22 protein-coding genes and 1 other RNA gene are annotated in these 22,204 nt (G+C 59.3%); 16 read left to right on the top strand and 7 right to left on the bottom strand.

What is annotated here, in order from left to right:
• The first annotated feature begins 141 nt into the window (after window positions 1-141).
• On the top strand, window positions 142-1,815 hold the full coding sequence (gene recN, locus A9971_RS15975; protein WP_183001326.1) for a DNA repair protein RecN: 1,674 nt from the start codon (window positions 142-144) through the stop codon (window positions 1,813-1,815).
• 94 nt (window positions 1,816-1,909) lie between these two features.
• On the opposite strand, the gene fur is transcribed toward recN, so the two are convergent.
• The gene (fur, locus tag A9971_RS15980; protein WP_011059185.1) at window positions 1,910-2,314 is read right to left on the bottom strand and encodes a ferric iron uptake transcriptional regulator; all 405 of its coding nucleotides are present in this window, start codon (window positions 2,312-2,314) and stop codon (window positions 1,910-1,912) included.
• A 98-nt stretch (window positions 2,315-2,412) separates the two neighbouring features.
• On the opposite strand from fur, the gene A9971_RS15985 reads away from it, so the two are divergent.
• The gene (locus A9971_RS15985; protein ID WP_011059184.1) at window positions 2,413-2,940 is read left to right on the top strand and encodes an outer membrane protein assembly factor BamE; all 528 of its coding nucleotides are present in this window, start codon (window positions 2,413-2,415) and stop codon (window positions 2,938-2,940) included.
• A 60-nt stretch (window positions 2,941-3,000) separates the two neighbouring features.
• On the opposite strand, the gene A9971_RS15990 is transcribed toward A9971_RS15985, so the two are convergent.
• The 3 genes from A9971_RS15990 to A9971_RS16000 are packed head-to-tail and all read right to left on the bottom strand — an operon-like array spanning window position 3,001 to window position 5,153.
• A complete protein-coding gene (locus tag A9971_RS15990) occupies window positions 3,001-3,315 on the bottom strand; it encodes an RnfH family protein (RefSeq protein WP_053149012.1) in 315 nt (104 codons plus the stop codon).
• Window positions 3,308-3,742 carry a type II toxin-antitoxin system RatA family toxin gene (locus tag A9971_RS15995; protein WP_011059182.1) on the bottom strand — a complete coding sequence of 145 codons (435 nt, stop codon included), beginning with the start codon at window positions 3,740-3,742 and terminating at the stop codon, window positions 3,308-3,310. The genes A9971_RS15990 and A9971_RS15995 overlap by 8 nt, the downstream gene beginning before the upstream one ends.
• Window positions 3,743-3,749: 7 nt before the next feature.
• Entirely contained in the window at window positions 3,750-5,153 is a 1,404-nt protein-coding gene (locus tag A9971_RS16000) for a sodium-dependent transporter (protein ID WP_161467229.1), read from the bottom strand.
• A gap of 117 nt (window positions 5,154-5,270) precedes the next feature.
• Between A9971_RS16000 and smpB the strand changes: the two genes are divergently transcribed.
• Window positions 5,271-5,753, top strand: coding sequence for an SsrA-binding protein SmpB (smpB, locus tag A9971_RS16005; protein WP_011059180.1), 483 nt, complete (start codon window positions 5,271-5,273; stop codon window positions 5,751-5,753).
• 81 nt (window positions 5,754-5,834) lie between these two features.
• On the opposite strand, the gene A9971_RS16010 is transcribed toward smpB, so the two are convergent.
• Complete coding sequence (locus A9971_RS16010; RefSeq protein WP_072451306.1) at window positions 5,835-6,602, bottom strand: FCD domain-containing protein; 768 nt, start codon at window positions 6,600-6,602, stop codon at window positions 5,835-5,837.
• Window positions 6,603-6,863: 261 nt separating this feature from the next.
• On the opposite strand from A9971_RS16010, the gene A9971_RS16015 reads away from it, so the two are divergent.
• From A9971_RS16015 to A9971_RS16070, 12 genes are all read left to right on the top strand, one after another.
• The gene (locus A9971_RS16015; protein WP_019095641.1) at window positions 6,864-8,558 is read left to right on the top strand and encodes a lactate permease LctP family transporter; all 1,695 of its coding nucleotides are present in this window, start codon (window positions 6,864-6,866) and stop codon (window positions 8,556-8,558) included.
• 142 nt (window positions 8,559-8,700) lie between these two features.
• Window positions 8,701-9,525 (top strand): (Fe-S)-binding protein, encoded by an 825-nt coding sequence (locus tag A9971_RS16020; protein WP_065364633.1) that lies wholly within the window; start codon window positions 8,701-8,703, stop codon window positions 9,523-9,525.
• Complete coding sequence (locus A9971_RS16025) at window positions 9,522-10,976, top strand: LutB/LldF family L-lactate oxidation iron-sulfur protein (RefSeq protein WP_065364634.1); 1,455 nt, start codon at window positions 9,522-9,524, stop codon at window positions 10,974-10,976. Before A9971_RS16020 ends, A9971_RS16025 begins: the two co-directional genes overlap by 4 nt.
• On the top strand, window positions 10,976-11,647 hold the full coding sequence (locus A9971_RS16030) for a lactate utilization protein C (protein ID WP_072451309.1): 672 nt from the start codon (window positions 10,976-10,978) through the stop codon (window positions 11,645-11,647). Before A9971_RS16025 ends, A9971_RS16030 begins: the two co-directional genes overlap by 1 nt.
• Entirely contained in the window at window positions 11,644-14,454 is a 2,811-nt protein-coding gene (locus A9971_RS16035; RefSeq protein WP_015634103.1) for an FAD-binding and (Fe-S)-binding domain-containing protein, read from the top strand. Before A9971_RS16030 ends, A9971_RS16035 begins: the two co-directional genes overlap by 4 nt.
• A gap of 212 nt (window positions 14,455-14,666) precedes the next feature.
• Complete coding sequence (locus tag A9971_RS16040) at window positions 14,667-14,954, top strand: hypothetical protein (RefSeq protein WP_041115918.1); 288 nt, start codon at window positions 14,667-14,669, stop codon at window positions 14,952-14,954.
• A gap of 88 nt (window positions 14,955-15,042) precedes the next feature.
• Window positions 15,043-15,436, top strand: a transfer-messenger RNA (tmRNA) gene (ssrA, locus tag A9971_RS16045).
• Between the two features lies 1 nt (window position 15,437).
• Window positions 15,438-15,965: a hypothetical protein gene (locus tag A9971_RS16050; RefSeq protein WP_183001325.1), complete on the top strand. Its 528-nt coding sequence runs from the start codon at window positions 15,438-15,440 to the stop codon at window positions 15,963-15,965.
• A gap of 623 nt (window positions 15,966-16,588) precedes the next feature.
• Window positions 16,589-16,777, top strand: coding sequence for an N-terminal phage integrase SAM-like domain-containing protein (locus A9971_RS32905; protein WP_259652355.1), 189 nt, complete (start codon window positions 16,589-16,591; stop codon window positions 16,775-16,777).
• Between the two features lie 621 nt (window positions 16,778-17,398).
• Window positions 17,399-18,457, top strand: coding sequence for a hypothetical protein (locus A9971_RS16060; protein WP_183001324.1), 1,059 nt, complete (start codon window positions 17,399-17,401; stop codon window positions 18,455-18,457).
• On the top strand, window positions 18,450-18,965 hold the full coding sequence (locus tag A9971_RS16065; RefSeq protein WP_183001323.1) for a hypothetical protein: 516 nt from the start codon (window positions 18,450-18,452) through the stop codon (window positions 18,963-18,965). The genes A9971_RS16060 and A9971_RS16065 overlap by 8 nt, the downstream gene beginning before the upstream one ends.
• 500 nt (window positions 18,966-19,465) lie before the next feature.
• Window positions 19,466-19,852 carry a DUF6124 family protein gene (locus tag A9971_RS16070; protein ID WP_183001322.1) on the top strand — a complete coding sequence of 129 codons (387 nt, stop codon included), beginning with the start codon at window positions 19,466-19,468 and terminating at the stop codon, window positions 19,850-19,852.
• Between the two features lie 65 nt (window positions 19,853-19,917).
• On the opposite strand, the gene A9971_RS16075 is transcribed toward A9971_RS16070, so the two are convergent.
• On the bottom strand, window positions 19,918-20,442 hold the full coding sequence (locus tag A9971_RS16075; protein WP_161777872.1) for a cupin domain-containing protein: 525 nt from the start codon (window positions 20,440-20,442) through the stop codon (window positions 19,918-19,920).
• Window positions 20,443-20,542: 100 nt separating this feature from the next.
• Entirely contained in the window at window positions 20,543-21,397 is an 855-nt protein-coding gene (locus A9971_RS16080) for an AraC family transcriptional regulator (protein WP_183001321.1), read from the bottom strand.
• Between the two features lie 157 nt (window positions 21,398-21,554).
• Here A9971_RS16080 and A9971_RS16085 point away from each other — a divergent pair, with 157 nt between their 5' ends.
• Window positions 21,555-22,103 carry a GNAT family N-acetyltransferase gene (locus A9971_RS16085; RefSeq protein WP_183001320.1) on the top strand — a complete coding sequence of 183 codons (549 nt, stop codon included), beginning with the start codon at window positions 21,555-21,557 and terminating at the stop codon, window positions 22,101-22,103.
• Window positions 22,104-22,204 lie beyond the last annotated feature (101 nt).

Genomic DNA, 22,204 nt, shown 5'->3' on the forward strand with positions numbered 1-22,204 from the left:
CCCGATAAATCCTGTATGTGGACATTACCGAGCGCACTAAAAAGCCAGAACGACCAAGCAAATCGAGCTAAGGGAAAGCATTGTCAGCCCGAAACAAAACACTGTATAAATAACCAGACATCTAGTTTGGGAGCGGCCTTAATGCTGGTGCACCTGTCCGTACACAATTACGCCATCGTCGAACACCTGGATCTGGAACTCGATCGCGGGATGAGCGTCATTACCGGCGAGACCGGTGCCGGCAAGTCGATCATGCTCGACGCGCTCGGCCTGACCCTGGGTGATCGTGCCGACAGCGGCGTGGTACGCCCCGGAGCCGACAAGGCCGATATCCTCGCCACCTTCGATCTGGCGGATATCCCCGAGGCCCACGCCTGGCTGGCCGAGCGTGACCTGGACACCGACGGCCCGTGCATCCTGCGTCGGGTCATCACGGCAGAAGGACGTTCCCGCGGCTATATCAACGGTACGCCCTGCCCGCTCGGAGACTTGAAAGCCCTGGGCGAACTGCTGATCGATATCCACAGCCAGCATGAACACCAGTCGCTGCTCAAGACCGATACCCATAGGCGCCTGCTAGATGAGTACGCCGGCGCAACCGACCTGGCGCGCCAGGTGCAACTGGCTGCGCAGCGCTGGCGCCAGACCCGCCTGGAGCTGGAGCGCCTGTCCAACTCCGGCGACGAGCAGCGCGCTCGCCATCAACTGCTCAGCTACCAGCTCGAAGAACTGGAAAACCTGGGGCTCGGGGAAAATGAACTCGAACAGCTGGAGCAGGAGCACAAGAACCTGACCAATGCCGAAACCCTGCTGGGCATCTGCCGCCAGGTGGTGGAGCAATGCAGCGAAAGTGATTCAGGCAATGTCCTGAACGCCCTGACTGTCAGCCTCAACCGCCTGTCGAGCATCGGCAACTCCTCGGGCTCCCTGGGCGAGGCCACCAACCTGCTGGCCAGCGCGCAGATCCAGGTCGAAGAAGCCGTGGGCGAGTTGAATCGTTTCCTTGACCACTTCGACGCTGATCCGGCACGCCTGCAACAACTCGAAGAACGCCTCGACGCCATCTATACCCTGGCGCGCAAGCATCGCATCCAGCCCTTCGAACTCGCCTCCATGCAGCAAACCCTGCTGGATGAAATCGAGACTCTGGACGCCAATGACGAATCCATCGAACGGCTGGGCGAAGAGCTGCAATCCTTCGCTCGTCATTATCAGGAGAAAGCCCAGGAACTGAGCCAGTTGCGCCAGCAGGCCGCGACCAGCCTGGCCAGCGCAGTGGAGCAGGAAATCCAGCGCCTGGGCATGCCCGGAGGGCGCTTCACCATCGAACTGCGCGCCAACAGCAGCGATGAACTGCTGCCCAACGGCCTGGAGCAGGTGGAACTGCTGGTCAGTGCCAACCCCGGGCAACCCCTCAAGGCCCTGGCGAAAGTCGCGTCCGGCGGTGAGCTGTCACGTATCAGCCTGGCGATCCAGGTCATCACCGCGCAGACCTCGCGGGTTCCCACACTGGTATTCGACGAAGTCGACGTGGGGATTGGCGGCCCGACAGCCGAGATCGTCGGCCAGCTGCTGCGCCGCCTCGGCGAACGCGGCCAGGTATTGACCGTGACACACCTGCCGCAAGTCGCCGCCCAGGGGCATCAGCATCTGTTCGTGCACAAGGTGCGCGGCAGCGATGCCACTCATACCGCAGTATCCAAGCTGGGCAAGAATGAGAGGGTCGAGGAGGTAGCGCGGATGCTCGGCGGCATCGACCTGACCAAGGAGTCTCTGGCCCACGCCAAGAAAATGGTGGTGACCGCCAAGACCTGAACCTTCAGCGCTTCTTTTATATAGGCACAAAACACGAAGGCGACCCTAGGGTCGCCTTCGATCGTTTCACGACGATAAACGCCGCGTGAGGGGCTTACTTCTTCTTGCGCACGTACAGCACAAGATTGTGATCCACCAACTCGAAACCGTGCTTTTCGACAATCGCCTTCTGAAGCTTTTCGATTTCTTCGTCGAAGAATTCGATCACTTCACCAGACTCCACGTTGACCATATGGTCGTGGTGACCGCCATCCGCCAGCTCGAATACAGCGTGACCGCCATCAAAATTATGGCGTACCACCAGTCCGGCTGCTTCGAATTGAGTCAGTACACGGTAAACCGTGGCCAGACCCACATCCTCACCAGCTTCCATCAGCGCCTTGTAGACATCCTCGGCGCTCATGTGCCGCTGCTCGGTGGAATCGAGCATTTGTAGAATTTTGACTCGTGGCAGAGTCACTTTGAGGCCGGCTTTACGTAGTTCGCTATTTTCAACCATGGTCAGCTTTCTCGCCGATGCTGCTTCGCAGCTTCTCTTAATGCGGGTATGATCGGGGTTTACGTTGTCCCAGCCAAGATAGTGGAAGTCGCCCACCGATGCAAAACACCAAGCTCTTGCTAACCAGTTTCACCTTCGTGGGACTGCTCGCACTCGCCGGTTGTTCATTCCCCGGGGTTTACAAAATCGACATCCAGCAGGGCAATGTCGTCACGCAGGACATGATAGACCAGTTGCGCCCCGGAATGACCCGACGGCAAGTACGGTTTATCATGGGCAACCCTCTGTTGACCGACACGTTCCATGCCGATCGCTGGGATTATCTCTACAGCCTGCAGCCTGGTGGTGGTGAACGCCAACAGGAACGCGTGAGCCTGATCTTCAACGGCAACGACCAGTTGGTCAGCTTGGCCGGTGACTTCATGCCAGGTGTAAGCCGCGACGAAGCCCTGCTGGGCAAGGACAGCGCCAACACCGTGACAGCGCCTGCCGAGAACGTCGAGAAACCAAAAGCCGAGAAACCAGCCAAGCCTGGCTCGCTGCTCGACCAGATCCAGAAGGACGTGGATGGCGTGAAAACCGTGCCAGTTCCTACGCCTGAACCACTGGATACTTCGCCGGAATAATTTGTGGCGAAATAAAAAAGCCCGGGCATGCCCGGGCTTTTTATTGCCTGTCACCATCAATCACGATTCGCGCTTGCGAGCCTCGGCCGCTTTCGCCGCCCGCAGACGCCGAACCTCTTTCGGATCGGCCAGCAATGGGCGATAGACCTCGATCCGATCCCCCGCCTGAATCACATGCTGTTCAGGGTCACTGACCTGCTTGCCGAAGATCCCCACCGGACAAGCCGCCAGATCCAGTTCGGGAAACTGCTGCCCGATGGCTGAAGCCTGCAAGGCTGCACGCAGCGTCGACCCCTGAGGCACCTGCACACTGATCAACGCCTGGCGATCGACAGCCGCGTAGGCCACCTCAATCGAAATCATCGGCTCAGCCATGCAACTGCTTGGCCCGCTGGCAGAAAGCGTCCACCAGGGTATTCGCCGCCTGGTTGAACAGCGGCCCCAAGGTCGCTCGAACCAAAGGCCCCGCATAATCGAAAGACAGATCAAGGCTGATCTTGCAGGCCTTCTCGCCCAGCGGCTTGAACACCCACACGCCATGCAACTGATTGAATGGCCCCTCCTCCAGATTCATCTCGATCGACTGCCCCGGCACCAGATTGTTGCAGGTAACGAAGCGCTGGCTCATGCCGCCCTTGGCCACCGCCAGGCTCGCGCGCATCCGCTCTTCACTGCTTTCCAGCACCTCGGCCGACGAGCACCAGGGCAGAAACTCCGGGTACCGGGCCACGTCATTGACCAGGTCGTAAAGGAACTGCGCCGGATAGGGCAGAAGGGCCGAACGTTGAATATGGGTCGTCATGTGAGCTTCATTTCCACAACTGGGCGGCAAACACCACAAGAATGCCGACGGGCGCCACATAGCGCATCAAAAACAAGGCCAGAGTGAACAACAGCGGGCTACGTAACGACAGCTCATCACGAACTGCCTCACGGCCCATCACCCAACCTGCAAATACCACGAAGCACAAACCGCCAAGAGGCAACATGATCCGCGAGGTGAAAAAGTCGATCACACCAAAGAAGTCCAGACCGCCGGCCGCGCCCCATTGGTAGAGATGAAAAACGCCGCCTTCGTTCACGAAAAATTTGGCCTGTTGCCAGATGTTGAAAGAGAACACCGTTCCCAATCCCACGAACCAGCAACTGAACGCCAGCCAGAATGTCACCCAGCCGCGGCGGATTTTAGTCCTCTCGACGAGATAAGCCACCATCGGCTCCAACAAGGAAATGGCCGAACTCCAGGCAGCGATCGCCACCAGGATAAAGAACACTACGCCCATAAGCTGGCCGAACGCCACATTCCCGAAGGCAAACGGCAGGCTGATGAACATCAGCCCCGGCCCTTCGCTGGGGTTCAGCCCGGCGGCAAATACAATGGGGAACAGGGCCATCCCAGCCACCAGCGAAACGAAGGTATCCAGCAGCGCCACCCCGACCACGGTGCCGGCCAGGGATGAATGCTTGGGCATGTAGGCGCCGTAGATCATGATCGAGCCCACTCCCACGCTGAGGGAAAAGAACGCGTGCCCCATGGCTGGCAACAGCCCGTCGAGCAAACGCTCCAGGCTGAAGTCGAACATGAAGTGCAGGCCCTGCATGAAGTGCCCGGTGGTCATGCTGTAGCCCAGCAGCACCAGCAGCATCACGAACAGCAGCGGCATCATGACCCGCAGGCTGCGCTCAAGCCCGGCCACCACACCCTTGGCAATCACCAGCGCCGACAACAGCATGAACAGCGTGTGCCACAGGGTCAGGCGCCAGGGGTCGGCCGTCACCGCGGAAAAATAGGCGCCGACCTGATCCGCCGTGACACCCTGAAAATCGCCGCGCCCCATGTCGATGATGTAGTCCAGGGACCAACCACCCACCACGCTATAGAAGGAGAGAATCAGCAGCGCCGTGATCATTCCGGCAAAGGCGCCCCAGGACCACCTGGCCGAATGCCCGGCCTCCAGGGCCAGCACCTTCAGGGCATTCGCCGGGCTTTGCCGCGCGCGGCGGCCAATCAGGGTTTCCGCCAGCATCACCGGCAACCCGATCAGCGCAATACACGCCAGAAACACCAGGACAAAGGCACCACCACCATAGACGCCGACCATGTAGGGGAATTTCCAGATGCTCCCCAGGCCCACGGCCGAACCAGTTGCAGCGAGTATAAAGACCCAGCGGCTTGCCCAGCCGCCGTGGACAGAGACCCTGTCTGTCGACATCGTTAACACGCCCAACCGAAAAAAAAGAGCGCGCATTGTCCGGGATTCAATCAACCTGCTCAAGCACGCTGCGTCACCGTAGCCGACGCGCGCGCAACTCCCTATAATGCCGCCCCTATGGCTAAACAGAAGAAACACCCAACAGGGACCATCGCGCAAAATAAAAAGGCGCGTCACGATTACTTCATCGAACATCGGTTCGAGGCTGGCATGGTCCTGGCCGGCTGGGAAGTAAAGAGTCTGCGTGCAGGTAAGGCACAGCTGGTGGACAGTTATGTGCTGCTCAAGGATGGTGAAGCCTGGTTGCTCGGCAGCCACTTCACGCCATTGACCACCGCCAGCACCCACGTCATTGCCGACCCTACGCGCTCGCGCAAGCTGCTGCTCAACCAGCGCGAGCTGGAAAAGCTGTTTGCCGCCGTGCAACAGAAGGGTTATGCCTGCGTATGCCTTTCGCTCTACTGGAGCAAGCACCTGGTCAAGTGTGAGATCGCACTGGGCAAGGGCAAGAAGGAATACGACAAGCGTCATACCGAACGCGAGCGCGATTCCGATCGCGAACTGCAGCGTGCGGTGCGCACCAAGGGCAAGGAAGACTGATCTTCCTGCCTTGAGGTCGCTTTCGCCGGCAAGCCGGCTCCTACAACACCCAGGTAGGAGCCGGCTTGCCGGCGATTTGCATTACATGCCCTTGCGCCGTTCGGCCCGGGCCACTCGCTGCACTTCCTGACGCACTTCTTCGAGCACTTCCTGCACATAGAGAATGTGCCGGCTGGAGATTTCCCGCGCCTCTTCGGCCCGCCCTTCGATAATTGCCTGGTACAGGTCGCGGTGCTGGCTGATCAGCATGTCGCGGGTTTCCGTGCGCTGCTTGTACATGCCACCGATGTTGGTCACCACGTTGCGTTTGAGCAGGTCGAACAGCCCGCGGATGGTGTGCAGCAGCACGGCGTTGTGGCTGGCCTCGGCAATCGCCAAGTGGAACTTGGCATCCGCCGCACCCTCCTCGGCACGACTGACATCGTCGGAACGGGAATAACAATCCTGCAACTCCTCGAAGGCTTGAGTCAGTCGCTCACGATCCACTGCCGTCGCCCGCAGCGCCGCGTAATAGGCGCAGGACGCTTCCAGCGTATGCCGGAACTCCAGCAGGTCGCGCTGGGCATCGGTGTTGTTTTCCAGCAGGTGCAGCAGAGGATCGCTGAAGGTCGAGCCCAGGGATTCCACCACGTAGTTGCCGCCACCCTGGCGGCTGATCAGCAGCCCCTTGGCCGTGAGCTTCTGGATCGCCTCGCGCAGTGAGGGCCGGGAGACACCAAACTGCTCGGCCAGGGCGCGCTCGGCCGGCAGCCGCTCGCCGGCCGTCAAGGTGCCTTCAAGAATCATCCCTTCCAGACGCTCGACGATATCGTCGGACAAACGGCGCTGGCGTATCTGATCAAACCCCATAACTCACTCTCCCCCCTCCCGACCCTTCGCCGGGGGGCTCTATTCTGGCCTATTCATGGCGCGCCAACACCTGTCAGAACACGGCCATTTGCACCGATCAGATGCCCGCGCCATAGCGCATTCGACAAAAGTTTTAGGGCGGCAAATTGACACACCGAGCACAAGGCTTTTACCCTAGCCAACAGCGATTGTAAATTGGTCTTACCAATTAACCAAGACGCTAGCAGTGCCTGACCAACAACAATTAGGGGCCACCCCATTATGCAAACCTGGCAACAGCTCTATAGCCCGCTTGGCAGCCTCGGCCTGTCCGCCCTCGCCGCCGTCATCCCGATCGTGTTCTTCTTCCTGGCTCTGGCCGTGTTCCGTCTCAAAGGACACGTCGCCGGGAGTATCACCCTGGCCTTGTCGATCCTGGTGGCGATCTTCGCCTTCCAGATGCCCGCCGACATGGCCCTCGCTGCCGCTGGCTATGGATTTGCCTACGGTCTGTGGCCCATCGCCTGGATCATTGTCGCCGCCGTTTTCCTCTACAAGCTGACCGTGAAGAGCGGCCAGTTCGAAATCATCCGCAGCTCGGTGCTGTCGATCACCGACGACCAGCGCCTGCAGGTGCTGCTGATCGGTTTCTGCTTCGGCGCCTTCCTCGAAGGTGCGGCAGGCTTCGGTGCGCCAGTGGCGATCACCGCCGCCCTGCTAGTGGGCCTTGGCTTCAACCCGCTGTACGCCGCCGGCCTGTGCCTGATCGCCAACACCGCGCCCGTGGCCTTCGGCGCCCTGGGGATTCCGATCATCGTCGCCGGCCAGGTGACCGGCATCGACGCCTTCAAGATCGGCGCCATGACTGGCCGCCAACTGCCGCTGCTGTCGCTGTTCGTGCCGTTCTGGCTGGTGTTCATGATGGACGGCATGCGTGGCGTCAAAGAGACCTGGCCGGCCGCTCTGGTGGCAGGCCTGAGCTTCGCCGTCACCCAGTACTTCACCTCGAACTTCATCGGCCCGGAACTGCCGGACATCACCTCGGCCCTGGCCAGCCTGATCTCCCTGACCCTGTTCCTGAAGATCTGGCAACCCAAGCGCACCGCCGGCGCGCAGATTGCCGGTGCCACCTCCAGCGCGGCCATCACCGCCAGTGCCGGTGGCTTCGGCCAGCCACGCCAAACCCAGGCCTCACCCTACAGCCTGGGCCAGATCTTCAAGGCCTGGTCGCCGTTCCTGATCCTCACCGTGCTGGTGACCATCTGGACCCTCAAGCCCTTCAAGGCCATGTTCGCTGCCGGCGGCTCGATGTACGGCTGGGTGTTCAACTTCGCCATCCCGCACCTGGATCAGCTGGTGATCAAGATGGCGCCGATCGTGACCACGCCAACGGCCATCCCGGCGGTATTCAAGCTCGACCCGATCTCGGCCACCGGCACGGCGATCTTCTTCTCCGCGCTGATCTCCATGCTGGTACTGAAGATCGACTTCAAAACTGGTCTGACCACTTTGAAAGAGACCTTCTACGAGCTGCGCTGGCCAATCCTGTCCATCGGCATGGTGCTGGCGTTCGCCTTCGTCACCAACTACTCGGGCATGTCTTCGACCATGGCCCTGGTCCTGGCGGCGACGGGCGCAGCGTTTCCGTTCTTCTCGCCGTTCCTGGGCTGGCTCGGAGTGTTCCTCACTGGTTCCGATACCTCGTCCAACGCCCTGTTCAGTTCGCTGCAGGCCACCACCGCGCACCAGATCGGGGTCAATGACACCCTGCTGGTCGCGGCCAACACCAGTGGCGGCGTGACCGGCAAGATGATCTCGCCGCAATCGATCGCCGTGGCCTGCGCCGCCACCGGCCTGGTGGGCAAGGAATCCGACCTGTTCCGCTTCACCCTCAAGCACAGCCTGTTCTTTGCCACTATTGTCGGTCTGATCACCCTGGCTCAGGCCTACTGGTTCACCGGCATGCTGGTGCACTAAGCGACACCGAAAGAGCCGACGCCGCCCTCACCCGCGGCGTCAGTCATTCACCACCCGGTCTGCAAGGCTGCTGAAAGCTTGCTGGTTTATCTTTCAGCCGCCGCAACGGACGAATAACCGGGACCACCCGGAGACACGCCTGATGAGCGAGCTTTTCTACAACGCCGTGCCCAATGCGACCCGTGTCGCACCGCCGCTGGCCGAACCCCGGCAGTACCCCAGTGCGAAGCCGGCGCGGGTCTACCTGTTTGGCACCTGCGTGGTCGACCTGTTCTATCCCGAAGCCGGGATGGACGCGATTCACCTGCTGGAGCGCGAAGGCATTCGCGTGGAGTACCCGCAAGGGCAAAGCTGCTGCGGACAACCGGCCTACACCTCGGGTTACACCGAGCAGGCGCGCACCGTGGCCCGCTCGCAACTGGCGCTGTTTGCCGGCGACTATCCGGTGGTGGTGCCGTCGGGTTCCTGCGCAGGCATGTTGCGCGAGCATTACGCGGACTTGTTCAAGGACGAGCCCGAAACGCTGAAACAGGTGCAGGCCCTGGCCGCCCGCACCTATGAACTGGCCGAGTTCCTCCTGCACGTGTGCAAGGTGCAGCTCAAGGACAGCGGCGCACCGGTCAAGGTGGCGCTGCACACCTCCTGCTCGGCACGCCGGGAAATGAACACCCACCTGCACGGCCGTGAGTTGCTGTCACAGCTGAGCAACGTGGAACGGGTAGAACACAGCCACGAAAGCGAATGCTGTGGCTTTGGCGGGACTTTCAGCGTCCGAATGCCGGACATCTCCGGCGCCATGGTGGCGGACAAGACCCGGGCGCTGAAGGAATCCGGCGCCCACCAGGTACTGAGTGCCGATTGCGGCTGCCTGATGAACATCAACGGCGCGCTGGAGAAACAACAAGAGGCATTGCGCGGCCAGCACCTGGCGAGCTTCCTCTGGCAACGTACTGGAGGTGCGCAATGAGCACCCCAGAGCTGATTCCGACCACCAACGTGGCGGACGATTTTCGCACCCGGGCCCACCAGGCCCTGGGTGACCAACAACTGCGAAACAACTTTCGCAGCGCCATGGATTCACTCATGGCCAAGCGTGCGGCCTCGTTCAGCGATGCCCACGAAAGAGAACACCTGCGCGCCCTGGGCAATGCGATTCGCGCCCGGGCGTTGTCCAAGCTGCCCGACCTGCTCGAGCGCCTGGAACAGAACCTGACCCGCAACGGTGTGACAGTGCACTGGGCGGAAACGGTGGACGAAGCCAATGGCATCGTCCTCTCGATCATCCGCGCTCACGAGGCGCGGCAAGTGATCAAGGGCAAATCGATGGTCAGCGAAGAGATGGAAATGAACCATGTCCTCGCTGAACAAGGCATTGAATGCCTTGAGTCGGACATGGGCGAGTTCATCGTCCAGCTCGATCACGAGAAGCCTTCACACATCATTATGCCGGCGATCCACAAGAATGCCGGTCAGGTCGCGTCCTTGTTCCACGACAAACTCGGCGTGGAGTACACCAAGGACGTTGACCAACTCATTCAGATCGGTCGCAAGGTCTTGCGGCAGAAATTCTTCGAAGCCGATATCGGCGTCTCCGGCGTCAACTTCGCCGTGGCCGAGACCGGCACCCTGCTGCTGGTGGAAAACGAAGGCAACGGGCGCATGTCCACCACCGTGCCGCCGGTGCACATCGCCGTCACCGGGATCGAGAAAGTCGTCGAGAACCTGCGGGACGTGGTGCCGCTGCTGTCGCTGCTGACCCGCTCGGCCCTGGGCCAGCCCATCACTACCTACGTCAACATGATCTCCGGCCCGCGCAAAGAGCATGAGCTCGACGGCCCCCAGGAAGTGCATCTGGTGCTACTGGACAACGGCCGCAGCCAGGCGTTTGCCGACAGCGAACTGCGCCAGACCCTGAACTGCATCCGCTGCGGCGCCTGCATGAACCATTGCCCGGTCTACACCCGGGTCGGCGGCCACACTTATGGCGAGGTCTACCCGGGGCCGATCGGCAAGATCATCACCCCGCACATGGTGGGTCTGGCCAAGGTGCCGGATCACCCCAGCGCCTCGTCGCTGTGCGGCGCCTGTGGCGAAGTCTGCCCGGTGAAGATCCCGATCCCGGCGCTGCTGCGCCGACTGCGGGAAGAAAACGTCAAGGCCCCGGACAGCCCCCATCAAGTGATGCGCGGCCAGGGCAGCAAGTACTCGCGCAAGGAACGTTTCATCTGGAACGCCTGGGCCCGCCTCAACAGCTCGCCGACCCTGTATCGCCTGTTCACCCTGGCCGCCACCCGCCTGCGCGCCCTCGCCCCGAGCAAGGTCGGCCCCTGGACGCAGAACCACAGTGCGCCAAAACCCGCCGCCCGGTCGCTGCACGACCTGGCCCGTGAGCACCTGGACAAGCAGGGAGACCGCTGATGAGCGCGAAACACAACATCCTCGCCAAGCTGCGCAACAGCCTGAGCGGCACCACGCCGATTGTGGATAACTTCGACGAGGCGCTGGTCACCGAGCCTTACAGCTACAGCGCGGAACAACGCATCCCGCAGCTGCGCAAACAGATGGAAGCGGTGCACACCGAAATCCACCTGAGCACCGGCGCCGGTTGGCCCGAACTGCTGGCCCGCCTGCTGCAGGAACGCCAGTTGCCCAGCCTGCTGATCGCCCCCGGCACGCCCCACGGCCAGCGGGTCACCCAGTACTGGGCCGAGCGGCCGCAACTGCCGGCGCTCAAGGCCTACGACCGCCCGGTGGAAGAATGGAAAGCCGAGCTGTTCAACGACACCCCGGCCAGCCTCACCACCACCCTGGGCGCGATCGCCGCCACCGGCAGCCTGATCCTCTGGCCAACCCGGGAAGAGCCGCGGCTGATGAGCCTGGTGCCGCCGGTGCATTTCGCCCTGCTCAAGGCCAGCGAGATCCGCGACAACTTCTATCAGGTGCAGCAACAGATGAACTGGGCCGCCGGCATGCCGACCAACGCGCTGCTGGTATCCGGCCCGTCGAAGACCGCTGATATCGAGCAAGTCCTGGCTTACGGCGCCCACGGCCCGAAAGACCTGGTGGTGCTGATCCTGGAGGACCAATGAGCCTACCGACCGCTTTTCTGCGTGACGCCCAGCAACTGATCCCCCCGGAGCGGCGCTTCGACGACCCGCTCTCGACCCTGGCCTTCGGCACCGACGCCAGCTTCTACCGACTGATCCCCAAGCTGGTGATCCGCGTCGAATCCGAAGATGAAGTGGTGACCCTGCTCCAGCTGGCCCAGCGCGACCGGGTGCCGGTGACCTTCCGCGCGGCGGGCACCAGCCTTTCCGGGCAAGCCATCAGCGACTCGGTGCTGATCGTTCTGGGGGATAACTGGAACGGCAAGGAGATTCGCCACCAGGGTACGCAGATTCGTCTGCAGCCTGGTGTGATTGGCGCCCAGGCCAATGCCTGGCTGGCACCTTTCGGGCGCAAGATCGGCCCCGATCCGGCCTCGATCAACGCCTGCAAGATCGGTGGCATCGTCGCCAACAACGCCAGCGGCATGTGCTGCGGCACCGCGCAGAACACCTATCACACCCTGGCCGGCATTCGCCTGGTACTGGCCGATGGCACGCGTCTGGATACCGAGGATGAGGTCAGCATCGCCGCCTTCCGCGCCAGCCATGGTCCGTTGCTGGAGCGCCTGGCCGAACTGGGCCGCAGCACCCGTGCCAACAGTGAACTGGCCGCGAAAATCCGCCACAAATACCGGCTGAAAAACACCACCGGCCTGTCCCTCAATGCCCTGGTGGATTTCGACGAGCCGCTGGACATCCTCAGCCACCTGCTGGTGGGCTCCGAGGGCACCCTGGGCTTTATCAGCGCGGTGACCTACGACACGGTGATCGACCACCCGAACAAGGCGTCGGCGCTGATCGTCTTTCCCGATGTGGAAACCTGCTGCAACGCGGTGACCGTGCTCAAGAGCCAGCCGGTGTCGGCGGTGGAACTGCTGGACCGCCGCAGCCTGCGCTCGGTGCAGGACAAGCCCGGCATGCCGGCCTTCGTCCAGCAACTCTCGGCCAACGCCTGCGCGCTGCTGATCGAGTCCCGCGCCGCGTCCTCATCACTGCTGCATGAGCAACTGGCGCAGATCATGAATTCCCTGGCCGCCTTCCCGGTGGAAAAGCAGGTGGACTTCACTGAAGACCCGCAGGAAAACGCCAAGCTCTGGGCGATCCGCAAGGACACCTTCCCGGCGGTAGGCGCGGTGCGCAAGACCGGCACCACAGTGATCATCGAAGACGTGACCTTCCCCGTGGAACAGCTGGCCATCGGCGTCAACCGCCTGATCGAGCTGTTCGACAAGCACCACTACGACGAAGCGATCCTGTTCGGCCACGCCCTGGAGGGCAACCTGCACTTCGTCTTCACCCAGGGCTTCAACAGCAGCGAGGAAGTGAACCGCTACCAGGCGTTCATGGACGACGTGGCGCAACTGGTGGCGGTGGAATTCGGCGGTTCGCTGAAGGCCGAGCACGGCACCGGGCGCAACATGGCACCTTTCGTCGAGCTGGAATGGGGCAGCGATGCCTACCAGCTGATGTGGCAGCTCAAGCGCCTGCTGGACCCCAACGGCATCCTCAACCCGGACGTGGTGCTCAGCGAAGATCCGCAGATCCACCTCAAGCACCTCAAGCCACTGCCGGCGGCCGACGAGATTGTGGATAAGTGCATCGAGTGCGGCTTCTGCGAGCCGGTGTGCCCGTCCAAGGGGCTGACCCTGAGCCCGCGCCAGCGCATCGTCATCTGGCGTGATATCCAGGCACGCAAACGGGCCGGCATCGACACCACGGAACTGGAAGCGGCCTATCAGTACCAGGGCATCGACACCTGCGCCGCCACCGGCCTGTGCGCCCAGCGCTGCCCGGTGGGTATCAACACCGGCGAGCTGGTGAAGAAACTGCGCAGTGAACACGCCACCCATAACGGCACCGCCGACTGGCTCGGCTCGCACTTCGCCACCACCTTGCAGGGCGCCCGCTTCACCCTGCACGTGGCCAACGGTGCGCGCATGCTCCTGGGCGCGCCGCGCCTGAGCAAGCTGTCGGCGAGCCTGACGCGTCTGTCCAAAGGCCAGGTGCCGCAGTGGAGCAGCGCCATGCCCCAGCCGGAAAAGGCCATCCGCTTCAGCCCGAGCGTCAGCGACGCGCGTCCGCGGGTGGTTTACCTGGCAGCCTGTGTGTCCCGGGTCATGGGGCCAGCGGCGGGCGACAAGGAGCAAAGCTCACTCTACGAGAAAACCCGCGGCCTGCTGGAAAAGGCCGGCTATCAAGTTGTGCTGCCGGACAACCTGGACAACCTGTGCTGCGGCCAGCCGTTCGCCTCCAAGGGCTACGCCACCCAGGCCGAGGACAAGCGCCAGGAACTGATCGGCGCCCTGCTCCACGCCAGCCGGGGCGGCCTCGACCCGATCTACTGCGACACCAGCCCTTGCACCCTGCGCCTGGTGCAGGACCTGGGGGACGTGCGCCTGGACCTCTACGACCCGGTGCGCTTCATCCGCACCCACCTGCTGGAGCGCCTGGAGTTCACGCCGCAGGAAGCGCCGATCGCGGTGCACGTCACCTGCAGCACCCAGCACCTGGGCGAGAGCCAGGCGCTGATCGAACTGGCCCGGCGTTGCAGCAACAACGTGGTGATCCCCGAAGGCATCCATTGCTGTGGTTTCGCCGGCGACAAGGGTTTCACCACCCCGGAACTCAATGCCCACTCCCTACGCAGCCTCAAGGACGCGGTGCAGTATTGCAGCGAAGGCATTTCCACCAGCCGCACCTGTGAAATCGGCCTCAGCCAGCATGGCGGGATCGACTATCACGGGCTGGTCTACCTGGTGGATCGGGTCACCCGGGCCAAGGCGGTCTGAGCCATCGAGCCGCGCAACCAAGGGGCGTTTTCGCCCCTTGGTTGCGCCTGGCGGAAGGCGCCCATGGCTTTTCCATTTCATCGCAAAAAAAAACAGAACCCCGGCGCGCGGCTAGAGTCCATTTTCTAGGCCCGCAACAAAGGGCTTAGCCCCACTCGGCAGCCTGCCCCGTTGACCGGAGGCACCGAGCCCCTGCGATCAAGGAGATAACCATGAAGCGTTCTGCACTGGCTGGACTGTTCATCACCGCCGCGATGCTGGCCTCCCCGGTTTTTGCCGCCGGGCAAGAGGACCTGTGCCAGATCAACCTGCAAAAGATCAAGGATGCCAAAGTCAGCACCGAAGTCATGAGCTCGGACCTGAGCAGCGACATCGACGCCAAGGTCCAACAAGCCACCGCCGAACACGCCAAAGGCACCGAGGAAGGCACCAAGAACTGCATCTCCCTGACCACCCAGGCGATCCAGCAATTGCAGAACAACACCAAGGGCGATCAGTAGGCCGATGCATTGGGCCAACCTTCGGGTTGGCCTTCTGGCCTCGGTTAGCGTAGAATCTGTCCACCTGTTGGTAATGCACAACAGGTTCGGGGCCGTTTAGGATTCGACGCCGGTTGCGAAACTTTAGGTGCATGCCGAGTTGGTAACAGAACTCGTAAATCCACTGTTGCAACTTCCTATAGTTGCCAATGACGAAACCTACGGGGATTACGCTCTCGCTGCGTAAGCAGCCTTAGCCCTTCCCCCCTGGTACCTTCGGGTCCAGCAATCATCAGGGGATGTCTGTAAACCCAAAATGATTGTCATATAGAACAGAATCGCCGTGCAGTACGTTGTGGACGAAGCGGCTAAAACTTACACAACTCGCCCAAAGCACCCTGCCCGTCGGGTCGCTGAGGGTTAACTCAATAGACACGGCTAAGCATGTAGTACCGACAGCGGAGTACTGGCGGACGGGGGTTCAAATCCCCCCGGCTCCACCAAATGAAGCAGTACAAAAAAGGCACTTGGCGATCATCGCAAGTGCCTTTTTTATGCCTGAATGGATTGTTTTGGCTGGGTAATGCCAGCTTTATGGCTGCTCGACAAGCAGACAACGGACATCAATCTGGAGAAGTCGTAATGCACTCGGAACCCTTCGACATAGTTTTTGCCAGACGCCGATTGAACTTTGACGACGACAGCACCCGCTCCCACTTTATAGAGACACCGCCCAAGGTCGGTGACTCACTGATAATTTACATGGGGCAGGGTCACATGAACCATTACACATTGGCGCGGGTCAGCAGCGTTCGACTCACCAAGAAAGGGAGCCCGTCAAAAATATATCTTGATAAAAGCGGATCATTGGGTGGCGGGTGTGCTTTCTGGATCAGTGGTAAGAACTACGCCGAACCCACGGGGCAAACAAAGTTAATTCCATTGGTTCCGGCGGTAGCCAGCCTGTTGAGCCATGATCATGACATCATCCTGGACGACGAGAAGTTGCGCTGCCTGCTAAGCGCCGAATGATCCGGTGCAGGAGCTCTGCCAGCAGCGCACGCACCTTTAGCTCCAGGCTGTTGGTCTTCTTGCGAACTTCAGGCTCTCGGGATACACACCCGACCAATAGCGCCACTATTCCCACCAGCAACCACTTCATAACCCCAGCCCCTGATCAATGATAGATTTGGCGACCGGTGCCAGCTCACCGCCAATACGCTCCTACAGCAGTCGATTCGCAGCCGAGTAGTCGTGCTGGGCCAGCTCCTTGGCGTCAGCCTGGGCCTGAGCGGCGCGACACTCGCGCTCATGGCTAGCCAGCACCAACTCGCCAAGCTTCCTGCCTTGTTCGCCCGCCAAAGCCTCCAGGTTGTCGCGACCGGCCTTTACCGTGGCCAGATCCGTCTGGGCTGTGTCGTGTAGCGGCCGGTAATGCCTTGAGGCCAGGCACCCATGACGGCGCCGACTACCAACACCAAGACGACGGCCAGCAGAATGCCAACCACCCACCAGGCCCCGGCGCTCACTTTAAAGCACTGCGCAGGCCCTCCTCGAACACAGCATCTGTGTAGGGGTTGCCACCGTTCTCATGCACGATAATCCTGAGCATCAGCAAGCGCAGTGTGCCGGGTTGTTGATGTCGATCGCGTCGTTTGGAAGAGAAGCGAAAGCACATTTCCAGCAGCACCCTCGACGGCTACCGAAAGCTGGTTGAGCTCATGTTGGTTCCTGCGCTTGGCGACAAGATGGTGGTCGACCTGAAAAGAAAGGACGTGCGTGACTGGCTGGCCACCCTGGAGGTCAGCAACAAGACGTTCAGCAATATACAGAGCTGCCTGTGATCGGCACTCGACGATGCAACCGATGAGGAGCTGATCGAGGTAAACCCGCTGGCGGGCTGGACCTACTCGCTCAAGGAAGGATGATGTAGCCCTAGAGAGCAGCAGGCAGTGCTGGGCGCCCTCTCCGACCAGACTCGCAACATAATGCATGTTCGCTTTGTGGACAGTCCTGCGCACCAGTGAACTAGTTGCGCTGGACTGGAGCGATATCGACTAGCTACGCGAGAAGGTTATGGTGAGCCGGGCAATTACCCTGGCCAGCAAGGGCAAGGTCGAGACAACGAAGACGGCAGCAGGGCGCCGAAGCGTGAAGCGGCTAAGGCCTGCAATGGAGGCATTGAAGGCTCAGACGTGCTTGGCTGACGCCGAAGTCTTCCAGAACCCGCGCACGCTAGAGCGCTGGGCAGGTGATGGGCCGCTCAGGAAAACGATGTGGGTGGCCAAGCGAATGGGACATACCGATTAGTCTATGGTCGGTGGATGCCTCTGCTGGCGATAACTCGGGCCATCGAGCAGAGGTTCTGTTTGGATTCGACTCTGATCGGAAAGCCGACTGTAAAGATAGCGCATAGCCACCACCAATGATAAGTTGAGGCAAATCACCTAAAAGGACTTTTGGAAATGCTTCAGAGTGGCTACATTAATTTTTTCAGTGTGAATAAATGCGGACTCTATCGTCACTTCAGTGAAAGCCCAAACGGTTTGGACCTAGCCGAAACATTCACCAAGCTTAAGAGCTGGAAAGAAGATCGAAACTTCGAAGCAACAAATCCATGGGACGCCTCAAAGAAAAAAAACAAGACGCACTGTTATTGCCATGCAATTCACCATGACACTAGTAACGGGGACTTCTTCCTAGTGTTGTGGAAAGGAGATTCAGATCGCCACGGCCCGCTGTATGGCATCACGATAAATCCTGATGGATCCATCGAACAGGTCGTTGAACAAACAAAGACAAAAGGCAACAAACAGATGATCTGGGGGCGCCCGTGTTACTACTGGGTGATCCCCGAACTCAACATTGTGGCTTCTATAAAGTTCGATAACTCCAGAACAGATTCAGCTATGTTCCAGGACTGGGTGAGTGGCTGCATGAACTTCCGAGTACCATTACCTGAATATGTCGCAACCACAACCGAGAAGGGTTTTACCCGCTTCGAGATAGCAGACGATAAATTCAAATACTATTTTCAATTTGATGTATCAATGAAATCTCTTTCTACGTCCTCTGCAGAAATGCAAAACTTGGCGAGAAAAGTAACTCAAATAGTAAGACGCGAAACCGTATCCATCAAAGAAGTAAACAAACGAAAGGGCTTCGCGAAAATCTTTAAAAACTTTGAAGTTCCTTATATATCTGCTGAAGATAACTCAATTCGCCAAGTAGAACTACGCGTAGAAGCAAAGCCCACTGTCGAAGAACTTGAGCACATAATCGAGACCTATGCCGCAGACCATGACACCAAGTCTTGGGAGGACGTAGGCTTTGTGCTTGACAAGTCAAACTCTATTGTTTGGGCCAGCAAATATCGACTGACAGATCACATCTCTCTGGATGATAACAACCAACCGATTTTCAACGCCGACGAGATCTATGCTAGAGTTAAGGAAAATAGAGACAGATACTTAGGCCCAATCAGGAAAGACATGTTGAAAAAACAGGTCACAGCGAATGGTTAGATTATTAATAATGGTTATAACGGCCACCATAATAGGTGTAGCCGTATATTTTCAGGAGTTGAAGTTTAGTTACTCTGACTTCAAGGATTACTGCAATACACTTTTATCCATCTCGGGGATGGTCTTCACGATCATGGGAATATGGATAGCGTTTGTCTACCCAAACGCGATTAAAAGGCTGCAAGACCCTGACAAAATAAAAATCGCTGACTTTACGGCCACAATGCAAGACACTCGACGACTTGAAAGTATTGTCGGCAGTATCATGGAGTCAGGAGCCGTTGCAATATCAATAACGCTAATATACCTAGGCAAGCTTTTGATTACAGGACTTCCTGCTTACTTGGAGTACCGTGATGCAGTGAGAGCCGCCAGCGTTGCAGTAATAATGTTCCTCACCTTCGTCCAATGCTCTGCTGTGTTCAGCGTGATTTATGCTAACTACCTCTTTATAGATGACCTGCACACCCGAAGGGAAGCGCAAGAACGAAACGCCGACATTCGTTAATGACAGCTTCTTCTTTGGATGCAGCGAAACAAAAGGGTCAGACGCGGGTTCCCCCGGCCCACCAAACGAAGCACCAACAAAGCCCGCCTTGTGCGGGCTTTGTTGTTTCTGGCCTTAACGTTCCGCCACCATCGCCAACCACCACCTCCCCGCACTCACAGACCACGCCTTCGTTCCCCCGAAGCAGCGTTAAGTCTCTTTCTATTGTGCGAACTTTCCTAGAAACTCCTAGCCGCTTGCGCCTGGTGTACCCGCTGGCTAGCCTCGATCCGTCACTGCACATTACAGTGACCGGGTTTAGCAGCCCGCAATCGATTAGGCGCACAGCGCCGCCATCTACGTGGCGCTTTTTTTGGGCTCCGCTTTATGGCGGCCGTGCGCAGGGCACCTTCGGGTGCGCCGGGTTCCTAATCGACCGGTACTGCTAACCTGCGAACGGCCGCCACCCTATCGTTTAGCAGCGACGGTGAAGGCTCCTACCATCGATTAGGAGTTACGCCATGAAAAAGCTCGTCCCCGATCCTCCCCACACTGCAGCCCAGCGCGGCAGAAACCCCGAGCACGATCTGGCCAACCAGCAGGTCCGGCAAAAACTGTCACTTCAGCCTGCCGATGCCTCTCTGATCCAGTCACTGAAAAAAACCATCAGCACCCCAGTAAGTCGCGACTCCTTGTTCTCGGTACGCGGCGGCATCAGCGCCGAAGAAGCCCTGCTCCACGTCTCCCTGCTGCTGAAAAGCGCCGAAGAAGTCTCCGATGAAATCACCGAGCGCGGCAGCGGCATCGAGCGCGGCCTGATCTGGTCCCTGGTGCACTCGGTGGAGATGGCCCGGGCCGTGGTGGATGCCCTGCTCGATGGCAGTCGCCACAGGCCATCGCTGAAGTAGAACGCGCCACGAATGCACGGCGCGGCAGCACAATCCGCCGCGCTGTTGCTTGATGATCAGGGGCTTCAGCGCTCCGACATCACCACCATCACCTCCGCATCCTCCTCCCCTTCCGCCAGGTAGATATGGCCGACACTGCTGTTGAAGTAGGCCGTCTCCTGTGGGCCAATGCTCACCGCTTCCCCGGTCTTGAACTGAATCCGCACGCGGCCCGACAGCACCAGGGCGAATTCCTGCCCGGGGTGGCGGATGTAATCCTCGAACTGCTGCAGCTCGCGGGCAAAGATCCGCGCGTACATGGGGGTCATACTGCGCCCGGGAAAATCGCCGGCCATGGGGTGGTAGTCGTAGTTGCCGGTGCTATAGCCGGGGGCGTCGGCGATGGTGGTGCTGACCACGGTCGGTTGCACCTGGGCGCTGCGGGTCTGGATCGGGTTCGGCGCCGGGGTGAACAGTTGAGCGATGTCGACACCCAGGGCGCGGGCTGCGGCGGCAAGTTTTGCGTAGCTGACCGAGACCTGGGCCAGTTCCATTTTCGACAGGGTCGACAGCGCCACGCCGGAGCGTTCCGAGAGCTGTTTGAGGGTCAGCTCGTCCTATGGACAACCGATCACGCGCTGGAATCAGTGTTATATCCAGGAGGGAAACCTTTTCCATAGTGCGCCTTCCCTCCTCCATTTCGACCGCAGGTCAGTCCTGCTCCCTCTCCTCTCTCTTGTGCTTACGATAACGGGAGAGCGAAATTCCCGTTTGGCGCTTGAAGTAGCGACACAAGTAAGACGCGTCGACGAAGTTCAATTCGTCGGCCACACGGCCAATAGCCAAGTCACTGTATGAAAGAAGAGCCTTGATCTCCAAGGTTACCTGCCGATCGATCAGGCCCTTGGGAGTGTCATTGAAAAACGCTTTGGTCAACTGCGACAGGTAGAACGGCGTGATATTCAGTGCGTCGGCGTAGAACTTCACATCTCTGTGGCGCACACAATGTTTGCCTATCAATTCCCAGAAGCGCCAACTGAGCATTTCCTTCCGGCTGAATCCCCTGTTTTCTATCTGGTTGGCTGGAAGTTGCTCGGCTATTTTCAGAAAGAGGTTCTGCAGCTGATTGCGCAACATGATGCGTTGGTAGGTGGGACAGGTCTGCGCAATGTTCCGCATCTGCGTCACCCAGCTCTCTATCAGCGGCATGTCGTCCTTGGATGGAATGCAATGAGGATGGTCATGCAGAAATACGAACAAGGTATTGGGTAGCGGGTAGGCAACCTCCGCGGCAAAACTTTTCGGCATAAGGCAGAAAAACACCTTGAAGCGGCGCGAGCGACGTTTGAGCAAGGCAATAGTGTCCTCAGCCAGCAGCATCACACCACCACGCCTAACCGCATGCTCTTTGAAGTTAAGTGTGAAGTGGGCACTACCGCAGAGGCATACCAGCAGCGTCAAGTAAGCGTGACCGAAGGAGAGCGGTAAACCTTGCCCTTCCGCTAGCGTGGTTTCTCCCATCCGCATCGAGTCGTCAGGAGCGGAAAGTTTCGGAATGTGATGCATAGTGACCCAGCGCTACAACAAACAAGAGCCAAAATCCTATCACCGCTTGGCGCAGCTGTTTCTAAAAGTACCGAAAAAGCCGAGGTACTGACGTGTACCGATGATATGCCTCCCAATACTCTGTCCTGAACGAATCAATCTATTACGAGTACAGGGCATGACACTTAAAACAGAACGACTCTTGCTGCGACCCTGGCAGGACACAGACGCCGCTGATCTATACGAATATGCCAAAGACGCCCGAGTCGGCCCTATCGCTGGCTGGCCCCCCCATACCAGTGTGGAGAACAGTGCCGACATCATCCGTACGGTCTTCAATCACCCCGAGGTGTACGCGGTCGAACTGAAGGAAAATCGCCGTGCTGTTGGTTGTGTGGGCATTCTCATAGGCAGCAACAGCAATTTTGAAATCAGTGAGCAGGAAGGGGAAATCGCCTACTGGATCGGTGTGCCGTACTGGGGCAAAGGCCTGACTCCGGAAGCAGTACGTGAAGTGATGCGACACGCCTTTGAAAACCTGAATCTCAAAGCACTTTGGTGTGGTTACTTCGCCAACAACATCCAGTCCTATGCTGCTCAATCCAAGTGTGGCTTTCGCTTTCATCACACGGAAGAAAACAAATACAACCAGTTCCTCCAAGACTATCGGACAGAACACATTAGCCGTATCACCTACCAAGAATGGCTGGACCATACGAAAGAGTAAGGGCACAAACCGAAGATCCCGGTGTACGGCGGCAACGACCGACGGACGCAGCCTGGTGACGACGTATACCGCACGAACGCCGCAGAGGAGTTCAAACCTTA

Source organism: Pseudomonas sp. UME65 (assembly GCF_014170225.1).
Lineage (GTDB): Bacteria > Pseudomonadota > Gammaproteobacteria > Pseudomonadales > Pseudomonadaceae > Aquipseudomonas > Aquipseudomonas protegens.

Coding starts and splice junctions, on each gene's coding strand:
- recN (WP_183001326.1), top strand. CDS start 142: ATGCTGGTGCACCTGTCCGTACACAATTACGCCATCGTCGAACACCTG.
- fur (WP_011059185.1), bottom strand. CDS start 2,314: ATGGTTGAAAATAGCGAACTACGTAAAGCCGGCCTCAAAGTGACTCTG.
- A9971_RS15985 (WP_011059184.1), top strand. CDS start 2,413: ATGCAAAACACCAAGCTCTTGCTAACCAGTTTCACCTTCGTGGGACTG.
- A9971_RS15990 (WP_053149012.1), bottom strand. CDS start 3,315: ATGGCTGAGCCGATGATTTCGATTGAGGTGGCCTACGCGGCTGTCGAT.
- A9971_RS15995 (WP_011059182.1), bottom strand. CDS start 3,742: ATGACGACCCATATTCAACGTTCGGCCCTTCTGCCCTATCCGGCGCAG.
- A9971_RS16000 (WP_161467229.1), bottom strand. CDS start 5,153: ATGTCGACAGACAGGGTCTCTGTCCACGGCGGCTGGGCAAGCCGCTGG.
- smpB (WP_011059180.1), top strand. CDS start 5,271: ATGGCTAAACAGAAGAAACACCCAACAGGGACCATCGCGCAAAATAAA.
- A9971_RS16010 (WP_072451306.1), bottom strand. CDS start 6,602: ATGGGGTTTGATCAGATACGCCAGCGCCGTTTGTCCGACGATATCGTC.
- A9971_RS16015 (WP_019095641.1), top strand. CDS start 6,864: ATGCAAACCTGGCAACAGCTCTATAGCCCGCTTGGCAGCCTCGGCCTG.
- A9971_RS16020 (WP_065364633.1), top strand. CDS start 8,701: ATGAGCGAGCTTTTCTACAACGCCGTGCCCAATGCGACCCGTGTCGCA.
- A9971_RS16025 (WP_065364634.1), top strand. CDS start 9,522: ATGAGCACCCCAGAGCTGATTCCGACCACCAACGTGGCGGACGATTTT.
- A9971_RS16030 (WP_072451309.1), top strand. CDS start 10,976: ATGAGCGCGAAACACAACATCCTCGCCAAGCTGCGCAACAGCCTGAGC.
- A9971_RS16035 (WP_015634103.1), top strand. CDS start 11,644: ATGAGCCTACCGACCGCTTTTCTGCGTGACGCCCAGCAACTGATCCCC.
- A9971_RS16040 (WP_041115918.1), top strand. CDS start 14,667: ATGAAGCGTTCTGCACTGGCTGGACTGTTCATCACCGCCGCGATGCTG.
- A9971_RS16050 (WP_183001325.1), top strand. CDS start 15,438: ATGAAGCAGTACAAAAAAGGCACTTGGCGATCATCGCAAGTGCCTTTT.
- A9971_RS16060 (WP_183001324.1), top strand. CDS start 17,399: ATGCTTCAGAGTGGCTACATTAATTTTTTCAGTGTGAATAAATGCGGA.
- A9971_RS16065 (WP_183001323.1), top strand. CDS start 18,450: ATGGTTAGATTATTAATAATGGTTATAACGGCCACCATAATAGGTGTA.
- A9971_RS16070 (WP_183001322.1), top strand. CDS start 19,466: ATGAAAAAGCTCGTCCCCGATCCTCCCCACACTGCAGCCCAGCGCGGC.
- A9971_RS16080 (WP_183001321.1), bottom strand. CDS start 21,397: ATGCATCACATTCCGAAACTTTCCGCTCCTGACGACTCGATGCGGATG.
- A9971_RS16085 (WP_183001320.1), top strand. CDS start 21,555: ATGACACTTAAAACAGAACGACTCTTGCTGCGACCCTGGCAGGACACA.